The sequence below is a fragment of the Glycomyces sp. YM15 genome, from assembly GCF_016918015.1.
Taxonomy (GTDB): domain Bacteria; phylum Actinomycetota; class Actinomycetes; order Mycobacteriales; family Micromonosporaceae; genus Glycomyces.
On record NZ_JAERMK010000010.1, the window covers coordinates 13325 to 31908 of the forward strand.

The 18584-nt window shown below is 67.2% G+C and carries 21 protein-coding genes; 15 read left to right on the forward strand and 6 right to left on the reverse strand.

The genetic code is table 11. The features are described 5' to 3' along the window. Positions 1 to 124 precede the first annotated feature (124 nt). From JHY01_RS12510 to JHY01_RS12520, 3 genes are all read left to right on the forward strand, one after another. Entirely contained in the window at positions 125 to 994 is an 870-nt protein-coding gene (locus JHY01_RS12510) for a hypothetical protein (protein ID WP_205325986.1), read from the forward strand. A gap of 236 nt (positions 995 to 1230) precedes the next feature. Beyond that, entirely contained in the window at positions 1231 to 2124 is an 894-nt protein-coding gene (locus JHY01_RS12515; RefSeq protein ID WP_205325987.1) for a hypothetical protein, read from the forward strand. Next, positions 2121 to 2447 (forward strand): hypothetical protein, encoded by a 327-nt coding sequence (locus tag JHY01_RS12520; protein ID WP_205325988.1) that lies wholly within the window; start codon positions 2121 to 2123, stop codon positions 2445 to 2447. The genes JHY01_RS12515 and JHY01_RS12520 overlap by 4 nt, the downstream gene beginning before the upstream one ends. A gap of 394 nt (positions 2448 to 2841) precedes the next feature. Here the strand turns inward: JHY01_RS12520 and JHY01_RS12525 are convergent, their stop codons facing one another. From JHY01_RS12525 to JHY01_RS12550, 6 genes are all read right to left on the reverse strand, one after another. Then, positions 2842 to 4008: a M23 family metallopeptidase gene (locus tag JHY01_RS12525; RefSeq protein ID WP_240192709.1), complete on the reverse strand. Its 1167-nt coding sequence runs from the start codon at positions 4006 to 4008 to the stop codon at positions 2842 to 2844. Then, positions 4005 to 4544 (reverse strand): hypothetical protein, encoded by a 540-nt coding sequence (locus tag JHY01_RS12530; protein ID WP_205325989.1) that lies wholly within the window; start codon positions 4542 to 4544, stop codon positions 4005 to 4007. Before JHY01_RS12530 ends, JHY01_RS12525 begins: the two co-directional genes overlap by 4 nt. A 3-nt stretch (positions 4545 to 4547) precedes the next feature. Next, complete coding sequence (locus JHY01_RS12535; protein WP_205325990.1) at positions 4548 to 6179, reverse strand: hypothetical protein; 1632 nt, start codon at positions 6177 to 6179, stop codon at positions 4548 to 4550. 284 nt (positions 6180 to 6463) lie between these two features. After that, positions 6464 to 9661, reverse strand: coding sequence for an ATP-binding protein (locus tag JHY01_RS27745; RefSeq protein WP_205325991.1), 3198 nt, complete (start codon positions 9659 to 9661; stop codon positions 6464 to 6466). After that, positions 9658 to 10047 carry a hypothetical protein gene (locus tag JHY01_RS12545; RefSeq protein WP_205325992.1) on the reverse strand — a complete coding sequence of 130 codons (390 nt, stop codon included), beginning with the start codon at positions 10045 to 10047 and terminating at the stop codon, positions 9658 to 9660. The genes JHY01_RS27745 and JHY01_RS12545 overlap by 4 nt, the downstream gene beginning before the upstream one ends. A 46-nt stretch (positions 10048 to 10093) precedes the next feature. After that, positions 10094 to 10372 carry a hypothetical protein gene (locus tag JHY01_RS12550; RefSeq protein ID WP_270111720.1) on the reverse strand — a complete coding sequence of 93 codons (279 nt, stop codon included), beginning with the start codon at positions 10370 to 10372 and terminating at the stop codon, positions 10094 to 10096. Between the two features lie 384 nt (positions 10373 to 10756). On the opposite strand from JHY01_RS12550, the gene JHY01_RS12555 reads away from it, so the two are divergent. The 12 genes from JHY01_RS12555 to JHY01_RS12610 all read left to right on the forward strand — a co-directional run bounded on the left by JHY01_RS12555 (position 10757) and on the right by JHY01_RS12610 (position 18581). After that, complete coding sequence (locus JHY01_RS12555; RefSeq protein ID WP_205325994.1) at positions 10757 to 11569, forward strand: hypothetical protein; 813 nt, start codon at positions 10757 to 10759, stop codon at positions 11567 to 11569. A 168-nt stretch (positions 11570 to 11737) separates the two neighbouring features. Beyond that, the gene (locus JHY01_RS12560; RefSeq protein WP_205325995.1) at positions 11738 to 12475 is read left to right on the forward strand and encodes a hypothetical protein; all 738 of its coding nucleotides are present in this window, start codon (positions 11738 to 11740) and stop codon (positions 12473 to 12475) included. Beyond that, entirely contained in the window at positions 12472 to 12774 is a 303-nt protein-coding gene (locus tag JHY01_RS12565) for a hypothetical protein (protein WP_205325996.1), read from the forward strand. Before JHY01_RS12560 ends, JHY01_RS12565 begins: the two co-directional genes overlap by 4 nt. 14 nt (positions 12775 to 12788) lie before the next feature. Beyond that, positions 12789 to 13724 carry a hypothetical protein gene (locus tag JHY01_RS12570; protein WP_205325997.1) on the forward strand — a complete coding sequence of 312 codons (936 nt, stop codon included), beginning with the start codon at positions 12789 to 12791 and terminating at the stop codon, positions 13722 to 13724. Next, positions 13715 to 14227, forward strand: coding sequence for a hypothetical protein (locus tag JHY01_RS12575; protein WP_205325998.1), 513 nt, complete (start codon positions 13715 to 13717; stop codon positions 14225 to 14227). The genes JHY01_RS12570 and JHY01_RS12575 overlap by 10 nt, the downstream gene beginning before the upstream one ends. A gap of 108 nt (positions 14228 to 14335) precedes the next feature. After that, positions 14336 to 15889 (forward strand): WXG100 family type VII secretion target, encoded by a 1554-nt coding sequence (locus tag JHY01_RS12580; RefSeq protein ID WP_205325999.1) that lies wholly within the window; start codon positions 14336 to 14338, stop codon positions 15887 to 15889. Between the two features lie 50 nt (positions 15890 to 15939). Further along, positions 15940 to 16278, forward strand: a complete 339-nt coding sequence (locus tag JHY01_RS12585; protein WP_205326000.1) for a hypothetical protein — start codon at positions 15940 to 15942, stop codon at positions 16276 to 16278. A gap of 61 nt (positions 16279 to 16339) precedes the next feature. Beyond that, on the forward strand, positions 16340 to 16645 hold the full coding sequence (locus JHY01_RS12590; RefSeq protein WP_205326001.1) for a hypothetical protein: 306 nt from the start codon (positions 16340 to 16342) through the stop codon (positions 16643 to 16645). Then, a complete protein-coding gene (locus JHY01_RS12595) occupies positions 16642 to 17220 on the forward strand; it encodes a hypothetical protein (RefSeq protein ID WP_205326002.1) in 579 nt (192 codons plus the stop codon). Before JHY01_RS12590 ends, JHY01_RS12595 begins: the two co-directional genes overlap by 4 nt. A 101-nt stretch (positions 17221 to 17321) precedes the next feature. After that, positions 17322 to 17723, forward strand: a complete 402-nt coding sequence (locus JHY01_RS12600) for a hypothetical protein (RefSeq protein ID WP_205326003.1) — start codon at positions 17322 to 17324, stop codon at positions 17721 to 17723. Between the two features lie 2 nt (positions 17724 to 17725). After that, complete coding sequence (locus tag JHY01_RS12605; RefSeq protein WP_205326004.1) at positions 17726 to 18052, forward strand: WXG100 family type VII secretion target; 327 nt, start codon at positions 17726 to 17728, stop codon at positions 18050 to 18052. Between the two features lie 34 nt (positions 18053 to 18086). Continuing rightward, on the forward strand, positions 18087 to 18581 hold the full coding sequence (locus JHY01_RS12610; protein ID WP_205326005.1) for a hypothetical protein: 495 nt from the start codon (positions 18087 to 18089) through the stop codon (positions 18579 to 18581). Positions 18582 to 18584: the final 3 nt, after the last annotated feature.

Below are 18584 nucleotides of genomic sequence, written 5' to 3' on the forward strand. Positions count from 1 at the left end.
GGCGGTCCAATAGGGTGTGGTCATGGGTAGGTTGTTCCGGCGTGTCGTTCGCAACGTACGTGGTCCGCGACGCGTCAGTCGCGCCTCCACGGTCCGCAGCGCGGACGGGAGGCAATACCGGGTCGTGGCGGTCGACGAGGCCGAGGCAGCTGAGTTCGCCGACCCGCCAAGGAAGTGGGGACGAGTCGGTGCGATGGCCGGAGCGTGGGCCATCGTCGTCGCCCTGGGCGGCTGGGTTGCTCCCAGCTTTGCCGAGAGCGGCAACCCTGCCAATGTTGACCCACGTGATGAAGCCGCCTCCAGCGCAAACAACGCAGCCTGGCGATACCTTCGCTATGGATCGAACCAGGACTTGGAACGGGCCGAGGCGACTCTCTGTGAAGGCGCCTCTCCTGAGCTGACACCTTCCGATCTTGATGCTATTCGCCAGGCATACGACGCTGAGCTTGGCGGAATCACCCGAGTGGACCTCGAGACCGGAGACCCGGTGCCTGGCGTGGATGGAACCACGGTGGCAGGGACGGTCTCCTACATCCACGAGGCGACTCAGCGGTTCGAAGAATTCGTCATCACGGTCCAGGAAGATGATGGGGCGTTCTGCGTCTCGAACGCGGTGCGGGTTGGAGGCGAAGAGCCAGGATCTGGCGATGATCTTGGCGAGGTTGTCGACCCTGAGGCAGTCGCCGCCGATTTCATGCGTGCGATCGTTGTCGAACGAGAGCCTGGCTCTGCAGCTGCACCCCATTGCGCCGCAAACACAGGCGTTACGCCTGAAGAGATCGACGCGGCGATCAGTGAGTGGGCCAAGGCAAACGGTGAATTCACGGCCTTCATCGACACGATCGAACCAGCGGAGTCCTCAGAGACATCCATCACGGCCTTTACCTTTGAGATCTCCCTCAAGGCCTCCTTGAACCAGGAAACGTTCAGCTTTACCGTTGCAGTGCAAGAGGGTTGTGTGACGATGATATCGGGTGGAGATGGACTTATCTAAATATCTTGCGTCCGTGATCCACTTGAGACCTCTCGACACGCCGTAAGTGAAGGTTGACAACTCGGAGAAGTTCGCTCACCATTTGGTCAGCGCGCCTCTGGCTCACGATCGGTTGATCCGCTTGTGCGAGGCTTCGCGCCCAACTGAATGAGGCAGAAGTACATCTGCCGCCCGGTGGCACCGACTACCAATCATGTTCCACCGGGCGGCCCCTTGAACCAGAGGAGCAAGCTCCCTTGGCAACTACGACGATACTCGATTTCGGGCTGCCCGCAAACAGCCATTCCGGGGCGAATCAGAACCGCCGACCGGGCGTTCCCACTTACCTTGAGCAGGTGGTTTACGCCGCCGATGTCGACTCGAATGCGCCCGGCACGTACCGCTACGACCCAGAGGCCTCCGACCCGACGCTCCCCGAATCCGACCCTCGATCCCCCCGCTACGAACCACCGCATCTGCGGCACCGGCCCGGCGACACGCGGATCATCGACCGTAAACGCCCGCACGATCCGCTCGACCCCGGCCCGTTCGGTTCACCCGACTGGCGTCCCGACACTCGCACCGGCAGGCACCGACGAGGGGAACTTCCCGACCCGCCGCGCCAGGCCGAACCGAACCAGCCCCGACCCGAGCGCGCCAAGCGACCGTCACCCGGCCCCACCTCCGAAGGGACCGAGGGATGTCGCATGTCGACCGGTCTGGGCGGCAGCGAACGGCCCAAACGTCCGCGACGGCGATTCTGGGAAGACGACCACGAGGACCGCTACGACTTCGGCAAGCTCCGCGAAGACGCTTGGACGCGGTTCATCGCCGGTTCCCAAGATCTGCACCAAGCACAACTGATGGCCACGACCACCTTCACCGACCGCTGGTTTCAGTTCTGGGCGACCATGTGCGCCTTGCTCTTCCGTGTACTCGGCATCGATATGGCCAAGAGCGAGGTCGTGATCGAAGATCCGACGGTCCCGCTCCGTACCGTTGCCGCGCAGGCCCAAACCGCGACTCGACCGCTGCTCGCGGGTACGCCCTTCCAAGGGACGCAACAAATGAGCCCCATCAGCCCATACCTCGGCGACTGGGAGCGACATTTCGATGAGCGTCAGGCCTTCCGAGAGGCGGTGGCGCTGTGAACGCCAATTCTTCTGGCAGCGATGCGCCCAGAGGGAAGTCCGCCGCTGAGGAGCGCGACGGCCTTCACTTCGCGGCCGTGATCGGCGGACGGCGACTCTACTTCCAAGCCTTCCCAACTCAAGCGCGCTTTCGGATCACCATGGCCCGGGCTTGGGAACAGCGCACTGAAGCCCTCGGTTCGGTGATCCGGCTCGACACCGCCCAACCGGGTTTGCGCGTCTGCGCCCCATTGGAAGTCGAGTGGGCGGAGAAGCACGCTGAGAAGATCATCGACGAGGCCGTGTCGGTCTGGAAATCCATTATCCGCGGTTGCGAAGCTTGAGCGGGAAACAGAGGGAAAGCATGAAGAGGTCGGCGCACCGCGGTGGGGCAGTGCGCCGACCTCTTCATTATCCAAGTCTCCAAAGTCCGAGTTGCGGCGGTCCTTCCGGCGCAACGGATCCGGACTCGCGGGATCCTGAGATCCCTGCTTCGACAAAGCGATGGAAGTACTCGAGTGCGCGCCCGCAATATCGCAGACTCGGAACGGTCATCGTCGCGACGCTGGCGGAAGCTCGAGCCGAGTTGCAGGAGAGACTGAACGGCGCAGCTCCGCGCGGCCGGGGCTGAGGATCGGAGGGAACGAGGCGAGGGCTCGCTCAACACGACGACGACTGCCGTCGCGACATCTCCACCAATGAATGCATCGAGTCCTGACCGTGCCGAATGAACAACGGCTACTGGAGCGGAGCGCCCATCTGGTTCATGAAGTCGACCGGGTCCACCGCGCCCGCCGGGCTGCGGTCGGCGTTCAAGTGCGTCTCGAAGTGCAGGTGCGGGCCGCTCGACCGGCCCGAGGAGCCGACATAGCCGAGGATCTGACCGGCCTGGACCACGTCGCCTTCCTTCACCAGTGGCGCAGAACCGAAGTGGCAGTAACGGGTCAGGTAGTCGCCGGCGTGGACGATGTTGACGTACCAGCCGCATCCGGCCACCTCCGGCGAACCGTCCTGGTTGCAGGAGTAAGGCGCTCCGTACAGACTCGCGTTGCATTCGGCGGTGATCACGGTGCCCGCCGACGCCGCCACCACTGTCGCGCCGCGCGGCGCGCCGATGTCGACCCCGTTGTGGGTCGGGCGCTCGGCGGTCCTGAAGCCCGAGTTGAGCGGTCCCTCAACGGGAATCATCCAGCCCGAGGCGGAGAGTTGGCCAGAGGGATTGCAGTTGCCGAGCTGGGTGTCGACGGCGGCCACGCGGCCGCCGCCGCCGGTCAGAGTGTTCACGATCTCCGTGGCCTTCGGCTCGTGCTTGGCGTACGCATCGGGAAAGGCGGAGATCTGGACCCGTTGGGCCGCAACGGTGAGCGGGAGCGTCTCCCAGTCGTCGATGGTCTGGAGCTTCTCGTAGAACTTCGTGGAGGCGTAGACCGGATCGGTGACCTGTTCCGGTGTGCCCCAACCTGAGGAGGGACGCTGCTGGAACAGGCCTTGGGAGTCGTGGTCGTTCCGGTCGCCCAGGTGCCCGAGGTTCGTCAATCGCGATTCCTGCATCGCCGTCGCCACCGCGATGATCCAGCCCCGGGCCGGAATCTCCAGGTCCTGCCCGACCGAGATGATGATGGCGGCGTTCTTGATCTGCTCAGAGCTGTACGGGTCGATGGCGGGGAACTCGGCGTTCGGGTCGACCGTGGCGTTGGTGCCGCAGCCTGCCAGGGTCACGCTTCCTTCGTTACCGTTCGACTGGTCGGAGAGCAACTGCACGATCGAGAAGACCGCACCGAGGCAGCACACGCTGAGCACCGTAAGCGTCCACATGAGAGGACGAAGCTTCTTGGGAATCTTCGGGGGCTTGGGGTCTAGAGAGTATTCCTTCGCAGTGGTCCCGTCATCGCCGATGGTGCTCATGACTGCTCCCAGTCGATCGCCGAGACGAGCCAGCCGGTCCCGGACAGGTTGTTGGAGCTTTCAGTCATGGTGAGTGTCAACGTGCCCGTGTCCATCGGGATGCCGACCTTCGTGCCCTCGGGGACAGGTTCCCCGGTGATCTCCTTCGCGGGCACCGAGATGGGGTCGACGCCCTGCAGCAGCTCGGCCTGTTCGTCGGTGATGAAGGGAAGGAGTGAGTTGTACCAGTTGTCAGCACCGAACCCGTTGGGGTTGAGCCAGACCTCGGCGAATTCGACCGATCGGTCCACCGCCTCCTGCGGCAATTCGATGTCGGGATAGCAGTCGTCGCCTTCGCAGTTCTCAGTCGCGAAGCCGTCGTCCTCGGTGAAGGCCTCGGAGCTTGCCTCAGAGGTCGAGTTGCCATCGGCGGAATTCCCACCGTCGAGCGGTGTCTGCTGGCGTTGCGAGGCCAGCGCGATCACCCCGAGCACGAGTACCAGGATGATGACAACGATCCCGTTGCGGGAGAAGATGATCCGGAGGGCTCGGTTCATCGGTCACTCTTTTCTCGAAGGCCGGTAGACCTCTCCGCCACCGCCGGACGCGCCTGTCCCGCTGGGGCCGCCGGTGCCGGCCGGCTGGTCGGCTCCCGTCTTCTGCTCGGGCAGGGTGTCAGTGCTGCGCGGGGTTCGGACGCTGTCGGTGACCTCTTCAGGTCGGGCGTCGTCTCGGCGCCGGGAGATCCGTTCGCGCTCGCGCTCGCGTTCGGCCTCCCGCTCGGCTTCGCTAGTGCGCCTGCCGAGGAAGGAGTCGGCCACGCCGCCGCCGGCGGCGAGTCCGGCGATGCGTCTCCCGGGTCGTAGTAGCAGCCAGGCGGCGACGCCCAAGAGTCCAATGAGGACGACCTGCAGCCAGACGGGCATGGTGGTGCCCAGGATGCGACTCGAAGCCCAGATGTAGATCACTGCGGCCAGCGAGAAGATCGCGACGTTGATGATCGCGCCGAGGACCGTGTTGACCAGGCGTTTGAACGGGCCCCCGGCCGGGCGCAGGAGCGCGATGGTGCCGATGATCGGCAGGGCCACGATCGCGAATCGCACGATCATGAAGCCCAGGATGATCATGATCGAGGCGGTGAGGTCGAAGAGCGAGAAGAAGATCGCGGTCAGCAGGGCGAGGAAGCCGGTGCCCGTCCGCTCCCAGGCGCGCTGGCCGCTGATGTTGGCGTAGGCCTCGGGGTCCTCGGTCTGGATCTGGGCGACCAGGTTCCGCCAGATCTCCTGCTTCTCCTCGATGAGGTCGTTGCGAGTGCCCGGGTCGTCCGCCTCGGAGTCCTCCTGCCAGGAGAAGGCCTGGGCGGCGAAGAGCGCGGGCCCGTACTTGTAGGCGGTGTTGGAGTCAGTGACGACCGGGTTGCCTTCGGCGTCCTCGACGACCTTGCCGTCGCGCTCCTGGAAGGTGACCTCTTCGCTCTGGCCGAGCATGGTCCGCAGCCAGTTCTGGTAGAGCACCTGGCCGGAGACCGTGTCGGAGGCGACGACGGCGGCAGAGCGAGTGTCGATGCAGAAGCCCTCGCCGTTGTTCCGCTTGAGTTCGTCGTAGCGTGCTTGGGTCATGCCGTCTTCGCGCAGGCAGCCCTCGACCATGTCGTCGTTGATGAGCACGGTGCTGAGGTTCATGCCGATGGTCAAGGCCTGGTCGGTGTACTCGGCGGCCTTAACCGGCCAGCGCACGACGGCGGTGACGAGCACGAGAATCAGCACGGCCCAGGCCACGGTTGTTACGGCGTTGTTCATGTCGGCCTGCTTTGAGCGCCAAAGCAGGTAAAGCCCGATCAGGCCAACGGTGACCGCGCCGAAGACGGTGAATATCTGGCGGTACAGGACCTCGGTGCCCTGCTCCATGAAGTCGTTGGACCAACCCCACATGTTGTCGGGTTCCCACGCGGCCTGTCGCATCGAGTTCGCGGCGCCGACCGTCGCCAGGGACAGGTTGAACTCCATGTTCGCCAAGGCGTTCGCGGTATCGGCGCCGTTGGGGATCGAGACCGAGTCAACGCAGCCGCCGCCGATGGCCATTTCCTGCGAGCCGTACATCGGGAGTTGATAGCCCGCGTAGCCGTAGGCGCTGTAGGTGCCGATGCCCTCACTCTTGTCGAGCCTGCTCGGTTCGGCGAACCATCCCGCCATACCAGAGTCCGGCGAGGCCGGTTGGGGCGCGGCTTCGCACTGGAGTTCCTGCCCCGCAGGCAGTTCGTCGACGCAGTCGCTCCAAGCAGTGTGCCACTCGTAGTCCGTGCAACCCCCCGCATCGCCTTGTGCCCCAGCCATTCCCGGTGTGAAGACCAGGGCACCGGCCGCCGCCGTCAAGGCAAGCAGCACGCGGCCGAGTCGTCCGGCCGCGCGTTTCGCGAAGCCGGATGGTCGGTGTGCGGATTTGGGAGGAGCAAGGTCGTGATCGGCGGAGGGGTCGGTCACTTCGCCTCCCCGGGCGTGGTGTTCAGGTACTCGAGCAGGTTGCGGACCCAGCTGAAGTCGGCGCGGATGCGCTGGACGCGTCCGTCGACGTCGCGCATCACGAACTCGCGGTAGGGGAGCTTCTGCGTCTCCGCGGCATCCACTTCGGAGAGCGAGGCGAGGACGTTCTCGTAGCCGACTCCCGTGGGCACGCGCAGCAGCTTCAGCGCCTCCTCGGCCACCTCGCGGTCCTCCGCGATGCGGCCGACGAAGACCGTGGAGACCAGGTTCTGCACGTCGAGCCCGAGGATGTCCTTCGGGTTCTGGCTCGCCACCAGCGCCGCGAGGTTCCATTTGCGGGAGTCGCGGGCCAGACGCACCAGGAACGAGCGGCCGGACTTCCAGCCCTCCATGAAGTGCGCCTCGTCGAGACCGACGAGCTTGCGGCGGTGCATGTCCCCGCCGTAGGCGCGGCGCACGGCCAGGCGGTGCGCGGTGTGGAGCATCGGTAGGGCCAGGGCCTCTTCGGCGCTCCAGTACTCGCGCTCGATCCCGAGGTCGGGGAGGCGCAGGCCGGACATGGTGATCACCGTCAGCGCGGTGTCGTCCTCGAGCACGCCCTTGTCGGGGCTGCCGAAGAAGAGCTTCGCGAGCGGCATCTCGGCGGTGTCGAGCAGGAGCGCGGCGAGTTCGGCGCCGTCGCCGGAGACGTGGTCCTCGGCGTCCTGCAGGGACTCGACGATGTCCTCGATGGTCGAGTCCTCCTCGGCCGGGACGTGCCGGGCCGCGTGGCGCAGAAGGCGGGCAGTGGAGGCCTCGCGCTGGATCTGCGGCGGCAGGAGCATCGAGGCGATGTCCTGCACGAGCATGCGTCTTTCGCTGCGCGCGTTGGAGATCGCGATGTCGTATTCGCGCTGGCCGTCGGGGGTGTCCTCGTAGTGCTCCCGCTTCGGGGAGGGGATGAGCGCGTACGGCGCGAGCGTGCCGTACTCCGAGCCGGTGAGGTTGAGGACCCGCGAGTACGGCTTGAGCTCGGGCATCTCGCACAGTCGCGCGAGCGGGCCCGACGGGTCGAGCAGCGTGACCTGGACGCCGCGGCGGGCCGCCAGGTACCCGATCGCGCCCATCAGCGTCGATTTACCGCCGCCGGGTTCGGCGACGAAGACCGAGAGGCCCGACTTCTCGCGCACTTCGGTGGCGAAGTGCATGTCGAGGAAGACCGGGCGGCGGCAGGTGCCCGCGGTGCGGCCGATGAGGTCGCCCCGCTGGTCGCCCACAGTGGACGCCGCCTGGGGCAGGGCCGCGGCGAAGAGCTTCACCGGCATGCGGCGCACGTACCCGGTCTGCGCGACCGGCTCGCCCGGGATGAACTCGCGGGCCAGCCAGTCCTGGTTCTTCGGGTGCTGGAGGCTGATGCGCATGTCCCGCTGGTACATCTGCATCAGCGTGCGAGCGCGCTCCAGGCACTCCTCCTTCGTGTCGGCGGTGACCGCGATGCGGTGCCAGCCGTGGGCGCGCGCGGCGTCGATCGGCAGGCCCGTGGTCATCTCGTCGCCCACGCCGAGGGCGCGTTCGGCGAGGCGCTGGAGTTCCGGCGGGGCGTCCATCGCGTGCTCGTCGTAGTCGCGCTGCTGGGAGCGGATGAGGCGCAGACGGTGGTCGAGGTCGCGGAAGGCCTCGCCGGGGCCGAGGATGTCGATGCGACTGGAGATCTCCACGGGCCACGGGCAGCGCTCGTGGAAGTGCAGCCACGGCTCGTGGCGCTGGGGGATCTCGAGCTCCTCCATGCGGCCGACGGTGAGGACCGCGGTGTGCTTCTCCTCGCCGGTGAGGCGGTTGACGAGCTTCACCGTGGAGCCGTAAGGACTCCGGTAGCGCTCGATCGACTCGGTGAGGGCCAGGACGTCGCCGGACTCCCACTCGCTGTTCGAGCCCGAGAGCAGGCGCGGCGGCGACATCCCCAGGGCGACCGACCGGTAGACGAGCCATTCGAGCTCGGCGGTGGTGGCTCGGCGGGCGCGCACGCCGAACGATCCGAGGACCTCGTCGAACTGGAGGCTGCGCTTCTCGATCTTCTCGCGTTCGGAGAGCTTGGTGCCGCGGCCGAACATGCGGCCGACCTTCTCACCCAGCTGGTCGAGGGCGCCGCGGCGGCTGAAGGTGATGCCGAGGAACGTCTCGCCCTCCGCGTGCGAGAGCTGCTGCAGGTGGCGCTGGGCGGCCACGAGGTGGTCGGCCCAGCTGGTGCCGCCGGGGACGGTGCGCAGCGGGCGCGCGGTGTACTTGTCGACGGTGCGGGCCCACTGGTCGGCCGGGAACGGGCGGGTGGTGCGGCGCAGGTGGACGCGCATGCCCGCGAGGCCGGCGAACTGCTCGGCGATGGCGACGATGAGCGCCTCGCGCTCGAGGTCGGGCCGGAAGGACCAGCGGACGCCGGGCAGTTTGTACCAGGCGGTGACCGAGGCGGGTGTGAACGTGGCGTGTCCGGCGATCTCGGTGAGGCTCAGCTCGCGGAGCGGCTGCTTCTCCTTGTCCCTGGGCAGCGGCTTGACGCGGGTCGGCTTCTGGTCGGTGGTGTCGAGCACCGCGGCCTCGGCGCGGGCCTGCTTGACCGGGACGAGGTCCTGGCCCGGCACCCTTTGTGCACCCTTTTGTTCAGCTGCCGTACGACCTGTGGAAACTTTCCCGCGTCGCTGGTCAACAGCCTGTGGATAACTTTGCCCCGACTGTGGATAACTGCCGTTGTGTTGTGGATAACCCTGTGGATTTCCGCTGGTAGGTGCCTGTGGGTAACGTTGTGCATACCCCTGTGGATAACTCCCCGGATTCTGTGGATAACCCTGGGGATAAGCCTGTGGACGACTCGCCGACGGCGGTGTCGTCGGCGCAGGTGGGGACGCGTGTCGGACGGAGTCCGAAGGAGCAGCGGAGCGATGGGGCTCCACTGGGGAGGGCGTGGCGGCCGGGCTCGGCTGGGTCGGGCTCTGCGCCGGGGGCGCGCTCGCCGAGCGGACCGCCTGGGCCGGCTCCGCGCCGCGCCCGTTGCCGGGCTCGGCGCTCTGCCGCTTGACGGGCTCGGCCCGAAAGACCGCGTCGGCCAGAGCGGTGGCGTCGTCGCCGAGATCGCCTGCGTGCCGCTCCCGGTCGCGCACGGGCGCGGGCGGCCGGGGGGCGGAGAACTTGGCGACGGGCTGTCGGCGATCCTCGCCGCTCATATGCGCTCCTCAGTTCGGACAGGCTCCACGAGTGTGGGCCGCAAGCGGATCGAACGGGTCGTGAACGCCGGTATCCGCTGCTCGTCCCCGGCCTCCCGCGTGCGCTTCCAGTCGGTGAGCAGTGTGCGGACCACGGTGGTGGCGGGGCGGTCGGCGTCGACGTAGCGGAAGATCAGCGAGGTGGCCACGAGGGCGAGGGAGATCTCGATGGCGGGGAAGAGGTCCACGTCGCCGGTGAAGGCCCATCGGAGCAGCATGAACAGGGCCAGCAGCGCGGCGAAGGCCCCGTACTGCCCGTAGGGAAGGTGGACGGGGAGGGTGTAGCCGGGAGGGCCGAGGTACAGCAGCCGGGCACGGTAGATGTCGTCGTCGGTGCGCAAGCGCATGGGCGTCCTCCGTCCGGCCTAACTCAGGGCAATGGGGTGCGTCGCTCTAATCCTCTGAGCTGAAGAGGACGTCGACCAGGCCGCTGCCGACCGCGACCAGGACCACGGCTCCGGCGATGAAGGCGATGCCGATGATCGCGATGGTCGAGGAGGTGAGCACGCGGCTGACCTCGCCCTTGTTGGAACGCGCGATGAAGATGAGCCCGAGGATCGCCAGGAGGATCGGGGCGATCTTCGACAGGAAGAACCCGATGATCCCCTGCGTGTTGATCTCGGCGCCGGCCTGGGCGTGCGCGGCCACCGTCCAGAGTGTCTCTCTCATCATCGTCAGTCCCATCCTTCCGTCACAGGAGTCACTGCAGTCTCACGTAACGCAATTTTCACTCATGTTTCTTGTCTCCCAACCCATTGGGGTCTTGCCACTCATCATATGCCGCGGTGCTGACGGAACGCACCTTCGTCGGGCCGAAGAGCGACTGCAAGCGCCGCCAGCAGCCAGTGAACTTCATTCAGCGCCGGAAGGCAATCCGATGGGCGCGATCACTCCGTGTCGGCAATCCGACACTAAACTCAAGGAGGCCGGTGTCCTACGCTCGGAAGCGGCCAGGCACCGCACAATAGAGCCCGACGACGCGGCACCGTCCGACACAACTCCATCCAGCCCACACCGCCGGCCACCAGGCCGAGCACCTACCTCGCGGAGACCACCATGGACTACATCGACGACATCGCCGGGAGGCTCACCGCCGCCGCGATCGCCTTCGCCGTCGCCGGTCTCGCCGTCGCCGCACTCGCCGCCGCCGCCCTCGGCGGCGTCCGCGCCTCCGAGAAGTGGCCCTCCGCCCCCGTCCCGCGCCTCGGCCGCCCCGCCGTCATGACCGGCGCCCTCGCCGGCCTCGTCGTCTTCGCCCTCGCCGCGGGACTGTTCTCCTTGGCGCAGTTCGGCACCGGGCTCAACGCCAACCTGCGCGTGCTCCTCGCGGTCGGCGTCGACCTCGCCGCCCTCGCCATCGGATTGTGGTTGGTGAGCTACGTTGCGGGGAAGGTCGAAATGCGCACGCTCATCAACGTGCCCGACCAGCCGGTGAACCCGCCGCCGATCCCGGTGTCGGGCGACCCGACCCGCTACCAGATGCCGGACTACACGGAGACCCCCATGGAACCCGAGCCGCAGGACTACCCGACCGCACCCGAACCGCGCCACCCGCAGCAGTACTCGGGCGCGCCGTACGCGCCCGACACCGCCGCCACGGGCAGCCTCCCCACCTCTCGCTCCAAAGTGCCGACCATCCCCACCGACACCCGGCCCGGCTGGGTCTTCCAGGACCGCGGCACCGGCGCCTACTACGCCGCCGTCGCCCAGAGCCGCGGCGGCATCAGCCTCCTCGCCCTCGACGACTTCACCGTCGCCCGCACCGCCTCCCTCGTCGGCCCCCTCGAACTCGTCGGCTCCGTCGAAGCCACCGTGTGGCCCTTGGAGAACGGCGAGAACGGCAGGACCGAAGCCGAAGCCGAGCACTGAGCGGTCCACCACGACCGACCGGGATGACGACCGCCGGAAACCGCGGGCGCCGAACGCCGCCGAGGCCGTGCCGAACAGGCGCGCACTGGTGCGAATCGGCCGGTAACGGCTACTGTTCCTACGACGACCCGCCATCGCCGACCGTCCCCGTCGAAGTGAGCCGCACCCATGAACGAAGCCGACCAGACCGTCACCGACCTCGATGCCTATGTGACGGTGCGGCTCGACGGCGAACAGGTGGTCGTCGAAATCTCGCCGACCGGATTCCGGCAGCCCATGAACGTGATCGGCAACCTCGTCACCGAACTCGTGGGACGACTGCCCCGCCCCGGAGCCGACGCGGACGAGGCGCTCGCGAACGGCATAGCCGCGATCAGCCAGCTCCAGCAGACGGCGGCCTCCGGCGGCTACGAGGCGTTCGCCGCCAGCATGCGGGCCCGGCTCGGCATCCAAGGCCCCGCCGCCACCCTCGGCCGCGACCCCGAATTCGACCGGACCATCGCGGTGGGCCTCGAAGGCATCCTCAAATCGATGCGCGACTCCAGCGCCAAGCGGTCCACGGCGTCGCAGGACGTGCTCACCGCCGAGGTCTACACGGCCACAGGCGACATCGGCGTCACCGCGAGCTCCGACCGGATCGTCTCCGGCGTCTGGATCGGGCCCGAGGCCCGCAACCGCGGTGTCGAAGGACTCGGGCAGCGCCTGACTAGTCTCGTGGCGGAAGCCCGCGCGGCCCTGGAGCGACTCGCCGCCGCCAAAGCCCGCGAACGCCTCCCCGAAGCGATCACCCAGGTCGTGGACGAAGCGCCCGAGCAGGCGAAAGCGGCCGAACAACGCGGCATGAGCGTCATCGGCGAGGCGACGCAGATGACCGAAGCGATGAAACGAAAGGCTGGCAGGGCATGACCCGGAACTTCGACTGCGACTTCGTCTCGCAGATGGCCGAGAACATCGACGCGAACGTGCTCCCCGTCCTTGAGAGCACCAACGACGTCCTCCCCGACCTCAGCGCACTCGACCGCAGCCTCTACACCGCCGTGATGCTCCCGATGGCCGCCGCCTACACCGTGGCGACCGCGACCGTCACCGAATGCATGTCCGGCGCCGCCGAATGCTTCCGGGAGATGCGCACCGCACTCGACGGCTGCGTCCAGGACATGCAGGCCGCCGACGAAGCCTGCGCCACCGAGTTCGGCGGAAACTAGAGGAAGGGGTCGCCATGTCCATGGGGGAAGCCGTCTACGACACCGGCGCGGCCATGTCGCCGTACTACAACGGCGTCATCAAGACCTGCGCGATCGCCATCGCGCCCCCGGCCCTGGTCTTCGGCCTCTCGGCGCAGATGCTCGCCGTCAAGATCTACCTCAACCAGTGCAACCCCGGCGACATGTTCAAAGCGGCCGGAGCCTGGATCCGCTTGGGGGAGAAGAACTGGGAGGCCTCCGAGAACCTGAGCGCCGAAGTCGACACCATCACCGACGAGAACTGGTCGGGCAAGGACTCCGAAGCGTTCAAGACCTCCGCCACCGGGATCAACGCGCAGCTGAAAGAACTCGCCGTCACCGCGTTCCTCATCGGAGCGCAGCTCATCACCCTCGGCGTCGCCCTCACCATCTACTGGGGATTCCTGGTCACCTGCACCGTGATCATGGCCTGCTGCCTCGCCAGCTACCTCGCCGCATGCTGGACCGGCGTCGGCGAGCCCGCCGCCCGGATCGCCGCCCTCACCACCGCCGCGTCGCTCCTCGCCACGGCCGAGACCTTCGAAGCCGCACTCAAACCCATCATGATCGCGTGCACCGCCCTGACCAGCACCCTCACCGCCTTCACCTGGGGATTCCAGGCAGGGGCCAGCAACAAGGCGAACCCCCTCGAGATCGCCGGAGCCTCCATCACGAACATGCTGGAAGGCTTCGCCACCTACTGGATCCGCAAGATCAGCATGCCCGCCGGGAAGTACGCCTCGGGGATCAACCCCGAGAACACCATCCAGGCCGTGTCCGGCATCTTCCCCACCTACCAGGGCGACGGCGAATGGAAGGGCGGCTTCCAAGGCGGCGGCGCAGGGCTCGGCATCGCCGACAGCCTCTCCAACCTGTGGCAGGACCACGCCCCCGAAGAGCTCACCAACCCCGAAGAGATCAAATGGCAATGAGCCCCGGTTCCCCCTCGATGAGCCGGGGACGGAGCCTGGCCGGGACGGCCATGATGCTGGGGCTCGCGCTGGCCGCGCTGGTGGCCCTGGGCGTGAGCCTCGCGCGGTTCGCGGAGTACCGGGCCGCGGTGGACGGATCCGGTGGGACGCAGGGGACCGCGATCGTGGAGGTCGCGTTCCTCTCCGGCAGCGGCGACACGGTCTGCACGGGCGAGTTCCGGCCCGATGACGGCGGCGCGGCCGTCGAGGTCGACATTGCGGTGCGGGGCCGTTGCGAGGAGGGGCAGACGCTGCCCGCGGTACTGGTCGAACCGGCCGCGTTCCACCCCGACTGGGGTCGCCCGACCGCGTGGACCGCTGGCACCGGCACGGCCCAGCACCTGACTCCGGTGATCATGGTGTTCCTGCTCTTCGTTCTGCCCGTCGGGGTCGCCTACTGGGTCACCCGGAAACCCTTGTGGCGGATGCTCAAGCTCGCTTTCGGGCCCTCGCCGCAGAAATAGGCACCGCTGTCGGTGGCGAGGTTCGGTGCTTCGGGCGGTTCCATCGCCGACGTCCTGTTGCTACCGTGAACGCAACGGTCACCCCCCGAAGCCGCGAGGTGCATGACGATGAGCGACAACTCGATCGAGTCATACCCCGGACTCGATGCCGCCGCACCGGCCATGGGCGCCCCCGCGTTCGGGGACGTCGGCGGCGCCGCTCCGCTCCCCCCGCCCGCCGACGGCGAGATCGTCGCCCCGCCGCCCCCCGGGCGTCCGGCCTGCTCGAACCCCAACTGCGGCAACCCGACCGAGCATCCCGCCGAACACGACTGGCAGCAGCTCGTCTCCCCGGTGCCCGTCGAACGCCAGCTGTATCGGCTGCGCCCCAAGGAAACCGGGATGGCGTTCCCGACCGAGGCCGACTTTCGCGCCGCCGTCGCCGCCGTGCGGCCCGAGCGCGCCGACGCCCACTCCCTCGAGCGGCTGCGGGGCGCCTGGTCCGAGCAGGTGTCGGGGAGGCTCGCCGACTGGTCTGAGCAGATCAAGTCCAACCTGAGCGACCTCGCCGAAGGCTGGTCCGGCGCCGACTTCGAGGCATTCGAGGCCGCCTGCTCGCAGACGCGCGAACTCGTGGAGGACCTCGTCGACGACGTGGACGCCACCGTCGCCAGCCTGCATTCCACCGAGGAGGCGCTCTACGCGATCCAGGGCGGCGGTTCCGGCGAGATCCCTTACCCGGCACCGCAGTTCTGGATCGACGGCGACTGGCACAGCTGGGTGTCCGTGCACGTCAGGCCCGCGTGGTGGCATGGCGACTGCATCCAGTACACCTGCCAGGACGCCGAACACGTGCTCGTGCTCGGCGGGGCCGAACCCGAACTCGCCACCGAGATCATCGACTACATCGACGAGCGCATCCTCCACTACATCGACTACTACTCCAGCCCCGTCAACATCGAGCGCGACGGCCTCGACCCCGCCAAGGGCCTCACGGTCGAGGAGGCCAAAGAGCTCGCCGTCGCCGATGCGATGGAGCACTACGGGACCCTCGTCGACCAGAGCTGGGGTGCGCACGACGTTCGACAAGCCGAGTCCAATGAGGACATAAGCCAGCGCGGCACCGACACCGACGCCGAGGACCGCTCCGTGCGGACCGTGCGCAGCGACAAGGAGTACCCGGCCTCCGCCGACCGCGCGTACATGAACCTCGAACCGCCGCCCATGGAGCAGCCCAGCGGTTCCGCGCAGCCCATGGCCAGCGAGGACCCCTCCCTCGAACCGCCCGTCGGCGATCCGCCGCCCGCAGCCGAGAACCCCGACGAGCCCGCCGAAGACGACGAAGCACCGAGCGGCGGCCTCGCCAGCGGCGGCGCGAGCACCGGAACCACCGGCGGTTTCGGAGCGGGAGCCGGCGGCTTCGGCGGCGCATCCGCCACTGGTGCTTCGGGTTCGGCCGCATCGGCCGGCGGCGCCCTCGGCGGTGCGGCCCTCGGCGCCGCGACGGGCGGCGCGGCAGCTGCCGTTCCGGGCTCGCGCGGGTCCACCGCGATGATGAGCGGCGGTGCCGGACCGGGGCGCGGGATGAACATGGACGACAAGGAACGCGAAGCCGACGTCGACCTGGTCGAGGACGAGAACATGTGGGGCTTCGTCAACGAGGACGACGACCCCTACGCTTAGAGGCGGGAACTCATGGGCGCGAAGCGTTTATGAGCCCTGAAAGGACCAGCATGGCCACGCGCGCTTTCGACCCGGCCGCACTCGATCGCTACCGGCAGTTCCTCACCGGGCTCCTCGAGGAGCTCGAGAACGAGATCATCCCGACCCTCAGCGACGGTGACCTGAAGAAGGCCCCCGCGTTCGGCACCGCCCCCGGCGCGGCCGAGAACGCCACCGCCGAATACGCCGACTTCCACGCCACCACTTGGCGCAACCTCCAGTACCTCCGAGGCACCCTCCACGGCCTCATCGCCGGGCTCCAGACCGCGATCGACAGCGGCGGCGTCGTCGACCAGCAGGTCGCCCAAGACATCAACCGCCTCGCCAAAGGCGACGACCTTTACGCCTGACCGTTCACGCATAGCGGTACCTCGCGCACCTGCGCCGAGTGGTGCGCCGAACCGCGGGTAGATGAGCGCCAGCAAAGTGGCGCGCGACGATCGACCCCACCTGGACGGAGGCAGGACCATGTCGAGCATTCCCGTGGTGACCACCGGAAGCAGTCTGGCGCAGAACATCTGGGGCACCATCACCGGCGACGACCGCCTTACCTCCGCCGCCACCACCGCGGAAGGGCTCGAAGAGGCCATCGGCGAGATCAGTGCGGCGTTCGACGGCAGCTCGATGCGCATCGGCGCCTGCCGGGAAGACTATGCTTCCTGTGACGAAGAGCAGGCGGACGCGCTGAACAAGCTCCTGATCGAGCTGGGAACATGACCGGTCGCGAATACGACCTGCGCGAGGACGTCCGCAGCCTGATGACGGGTCAATGGCTCAAGCCGGGCGAAACCCTGCGGGCGTTCACGCCCACCGGCCGCGGGAACTACCGCTCCGATATCCGCGGCTACCCTTCGGCCGCATGGAAGGCCGCTACTGCGCTCGGGTGGGCGGTGGCGAAGCTTGCGAGCCCGTTGGGCATCATCGCAGGCGGCGCTCCATATTGGAATGAACTGCGCCGCTTCGAAGGCGGTCCAGCAGGTCTGATCGCCTTTGGCGATGGCAAGCAATGCCAGGCGGCCCGCCTCCTCGGCACGGGGCCGCACAGGAGCGGTATCTGGATCCTCGCCAACGTGCGCTTCGGCTTCGCAGCAGACCGAGTCACGTCGGTCGAGAAAGCCCCCGAGGGGTTGCGCCGTTCCGGCGACTTGAGCATCGTCCTGGACAAGGTCATCGAAGTCCCGTCGACGCAGTTCGCCTTCGAGGACCGCGTCAGCCACGGTTCAGATGTGTACCTTCGCATCAGATTTCACGACGGCTCCGGAGTGGACCTCCACCCGTTCGCTCGACACTGAACGACATCGGCGGCGGGCCAGCGAGACAGCATCCTGAAGTGCTTGCAATGTCGGTATATTATGAGTGATCCTCAGATAGCCCAAAAGCGACTGGAGGTCACATGTTCGGTGAGGACGCGATCGCTCAGCAACTCGCGGATGCCCGCGCCGCCCTGAGCACGGCCGTCAGATCCCCCGAGGCCAACCAGGTCGAACCGGTGACTGTGGAAGGCGCTGAAGGCCTGCTCCGCCTCACCGTCGGAGTGGAGGGCCGCATCGACAAGTTCGAGTTCGACCCCCGCATCATGCGCATCGGGTCCGAAGTGCTCTTCGATGAGATCAAACGCATGGTGAACGCCGCCTTGGACGAGCGTGCCGAGGCCATGGGGACTGACGAGCCCGTACCGGATCTCGAGGCCATCAATGAATCGGTCGCCGAGATCCAGGACCGCTCGCTGCGGCAGTTCCAGGCCATGAGCGCCTCGATCAGCGAGGTCATGGCGAAGCTCCATGGAGGCAAGTAGCCATGCCCAGCTTCGACATCGACCCCGAAACCTTTCGTCAGGCCGCCGATCAGCTCGACGCCGCCAAGGATGAGGTTCAAGCGCTCCTCGACCAGTTCACCGGTGCGCTAGAGCAGTTCGCCGATGCATTCGGTGGCGACGAGATCGGCATGTTGGTGGGCATGGCGCACCAGGCCTGCACCGAGGCCCTCAGCGAGTGCTTCACCACCAATATCGACGAATTGGCCGACTACGCGCAGTGTGTGAGGGAGATGGCCGACCGCCACCAGGCCACGGACGACGAGACCGCGCAGATCTTCAACGAGCTCCTCGGCGAGCTCGGCGTCTGACCCCTACTTCCGTCCATCGAGGAGGTACCACCCCATGGGCCTGCAACTGCCCTCAGAACTCACCGGCCTGCTGAGCATGCTCGGCTACGACTTCCCAGAGTCCGACGAGGAGTCGATCTTCAACCTCGCCGGCGAGTGGACCGGCATGGCCGACCAGATCTCCGGCCGAATCGAATCGTTGAACTCGGCAGCATCCACGCTGTTGGAAAACAACTTCGGCAAGGAGATCGACGCCTTCAAAGACGAGTGGGACGACGCCGAGTCTGCAGTGCGGAACATCGCCGACGCGGCGAATCCAACCAACATCATCAACATCGGCTTGACCATCGCCGCCGGTGTAGTACTGGCGTTGAAGGTCCAGGTGATCGTCCAGCTGGTGATGCTCGCCTTCCAGATCGCCCAGGCCATCGCCACCGCTGCAGTCACGTTCGGCGCCTCGCTCGCGCAGATCCCGATCTTCAAGATCATCAGCGGGATCATCATCGACCAGCTCATCGGCATGGCAATCGAGATGGTGATCAATGGCTAGGCC

What these genes read in the sequence shown, in the direction of transcription:
- JHY01_RS12525 (WP_240192709.1), bottom strand. Translation starts at nt 4,008, where the DNA reads ATGAGCACCATCGGCGATGACGGGACCACTGCGAAGGAATACTCTCTA.
- JHY01_RS12530 (WP_205325989.1), bottom strand. Translation starts at nt 4,544, where the DNA reads ATGAACCGAGCCCTCCGGATCATCTTCTCCCGCAACGGGATCGTTGTC.
- JHY01_RS12535 (WP_205325990.1), bottom strand. Translation starts at nt 6,179, where the DNA reads ATGGCGGGATGGTTCGCCGAACCGAGCAGGCTCGACAAGAGTGAGGGC.
- JHY01_RS27745 (WP_205325991.1), bottom strand. Translation starts at nt 9,661, where the DNA reads ATGAGCGGCGAGGATCGCCGACAGCCCGTCGCCAAGTTCTCCGCCCCC.
- JHY01_RS12545 (WP_205325992.1), bottom strand. Translation starts at nt 10,047, where the DNA reads ATGCGCTTGCGCACCGACGACGACATCTACCGTGCCCGGCTGCTGTAC.
- JHY01_RS12550 (WP_270111720.1), bottom strand. Translation starts at nt 10,372, where the DNA reads ATGATGAGAGAGACACTCTGGACGGTGGCCGCGCACGCCCAGGCCGGC.
- JHY01_RS12555 (WP_205325994.1), top strand. Translation starts at nt 10,757, where the DNA reads ATGGACTACATCGACGACATCGCCGGGAGGCTCACCGCCGCCGCGATC.
- JHY01_RS12560 (WP_205325995.1), top strand. Translation starts at nt 11,738, where the DNA reads ATGAACGAAGCCGACCAGACCGTCACCGACCTCGATGCCTATGTGACG.
- JHY01_RS12565 (WP_205325996.1), top strand. Translation starts at nt 12,472, where the DNA reads ATGACCCGGAACTTCGACTGCGACTTCGTCTCGCAGATGGCCGAGAAC.
- JHY01_RS12570 (WP_205325997.1), top strand. Translation starts at nt 12,789, where the DNA reads ATGTCCATGGGGGAAGCCGTCTACGACACCGGCGCGGCCATGTCGCCG.
- JHY01_RS12575 (WP_205325998.1), top strand. Translation starts at nt 13,715, where the DNA reads ATGGCAATGAGCCCCGGTTCCCCCTCGATGAGCCGGGGACGGAGCCTG.
- JHY01_RS12580 (WP_205325999.1), top strand. Translation starts at nt 14,336, where the DNA reads ATGAGCGACAACTCGATCGAGTCATACCCCGGACTCGATGCCGCCGCA.
- JHY01_RS12585 (WP_205326000.1), top strand. Translation starts at nt 15,940, where the DNA reads ATGGCCACGCGCGCTTTCGACCCGGCCGCACTCGATCGCTACCGGCAG.
- JHY01_RS12590 (WP_205326001.1), top strand. Translation starts at nt 16,340, where the DNA reads ATGAGCGCCAGCAAAGTGGCGCGCGACGATCGACCCCACCTGGACGGA.
- JHY01_RS12595 (WP_205326002.1), top strand. Translation starts at nt 16,642, where the DNA reads ATGACCGGTCGCGAATACGACCTGCGCGAGGACGTCCGCAGCCTGATG.
- JHY01_RS12600 (WP_205326003.1), top strand. Translation starts at nt 17,322, where the DNA reads ATGTTCGGTGAGGACGCGATCGCTCAGCAACTCGCGGATGCCCGCGCC.
- JHY01_RS12605 (WP_205326004.1), top strand. Translation starts at nt 17,726, where the DNA reads ATGCCCAGCTTCGACATCGACCCCGAAACCTTTCGTCAGGCCGCCGAT.
- JHY01_RS12610 (WP_205326005.1), top strand. Translation starts at nt 18,087, where the DNA reads ATGGGCCTGCAACTGCCCTCAGAACTCACCGGCCTGCTGAGCATGCTC.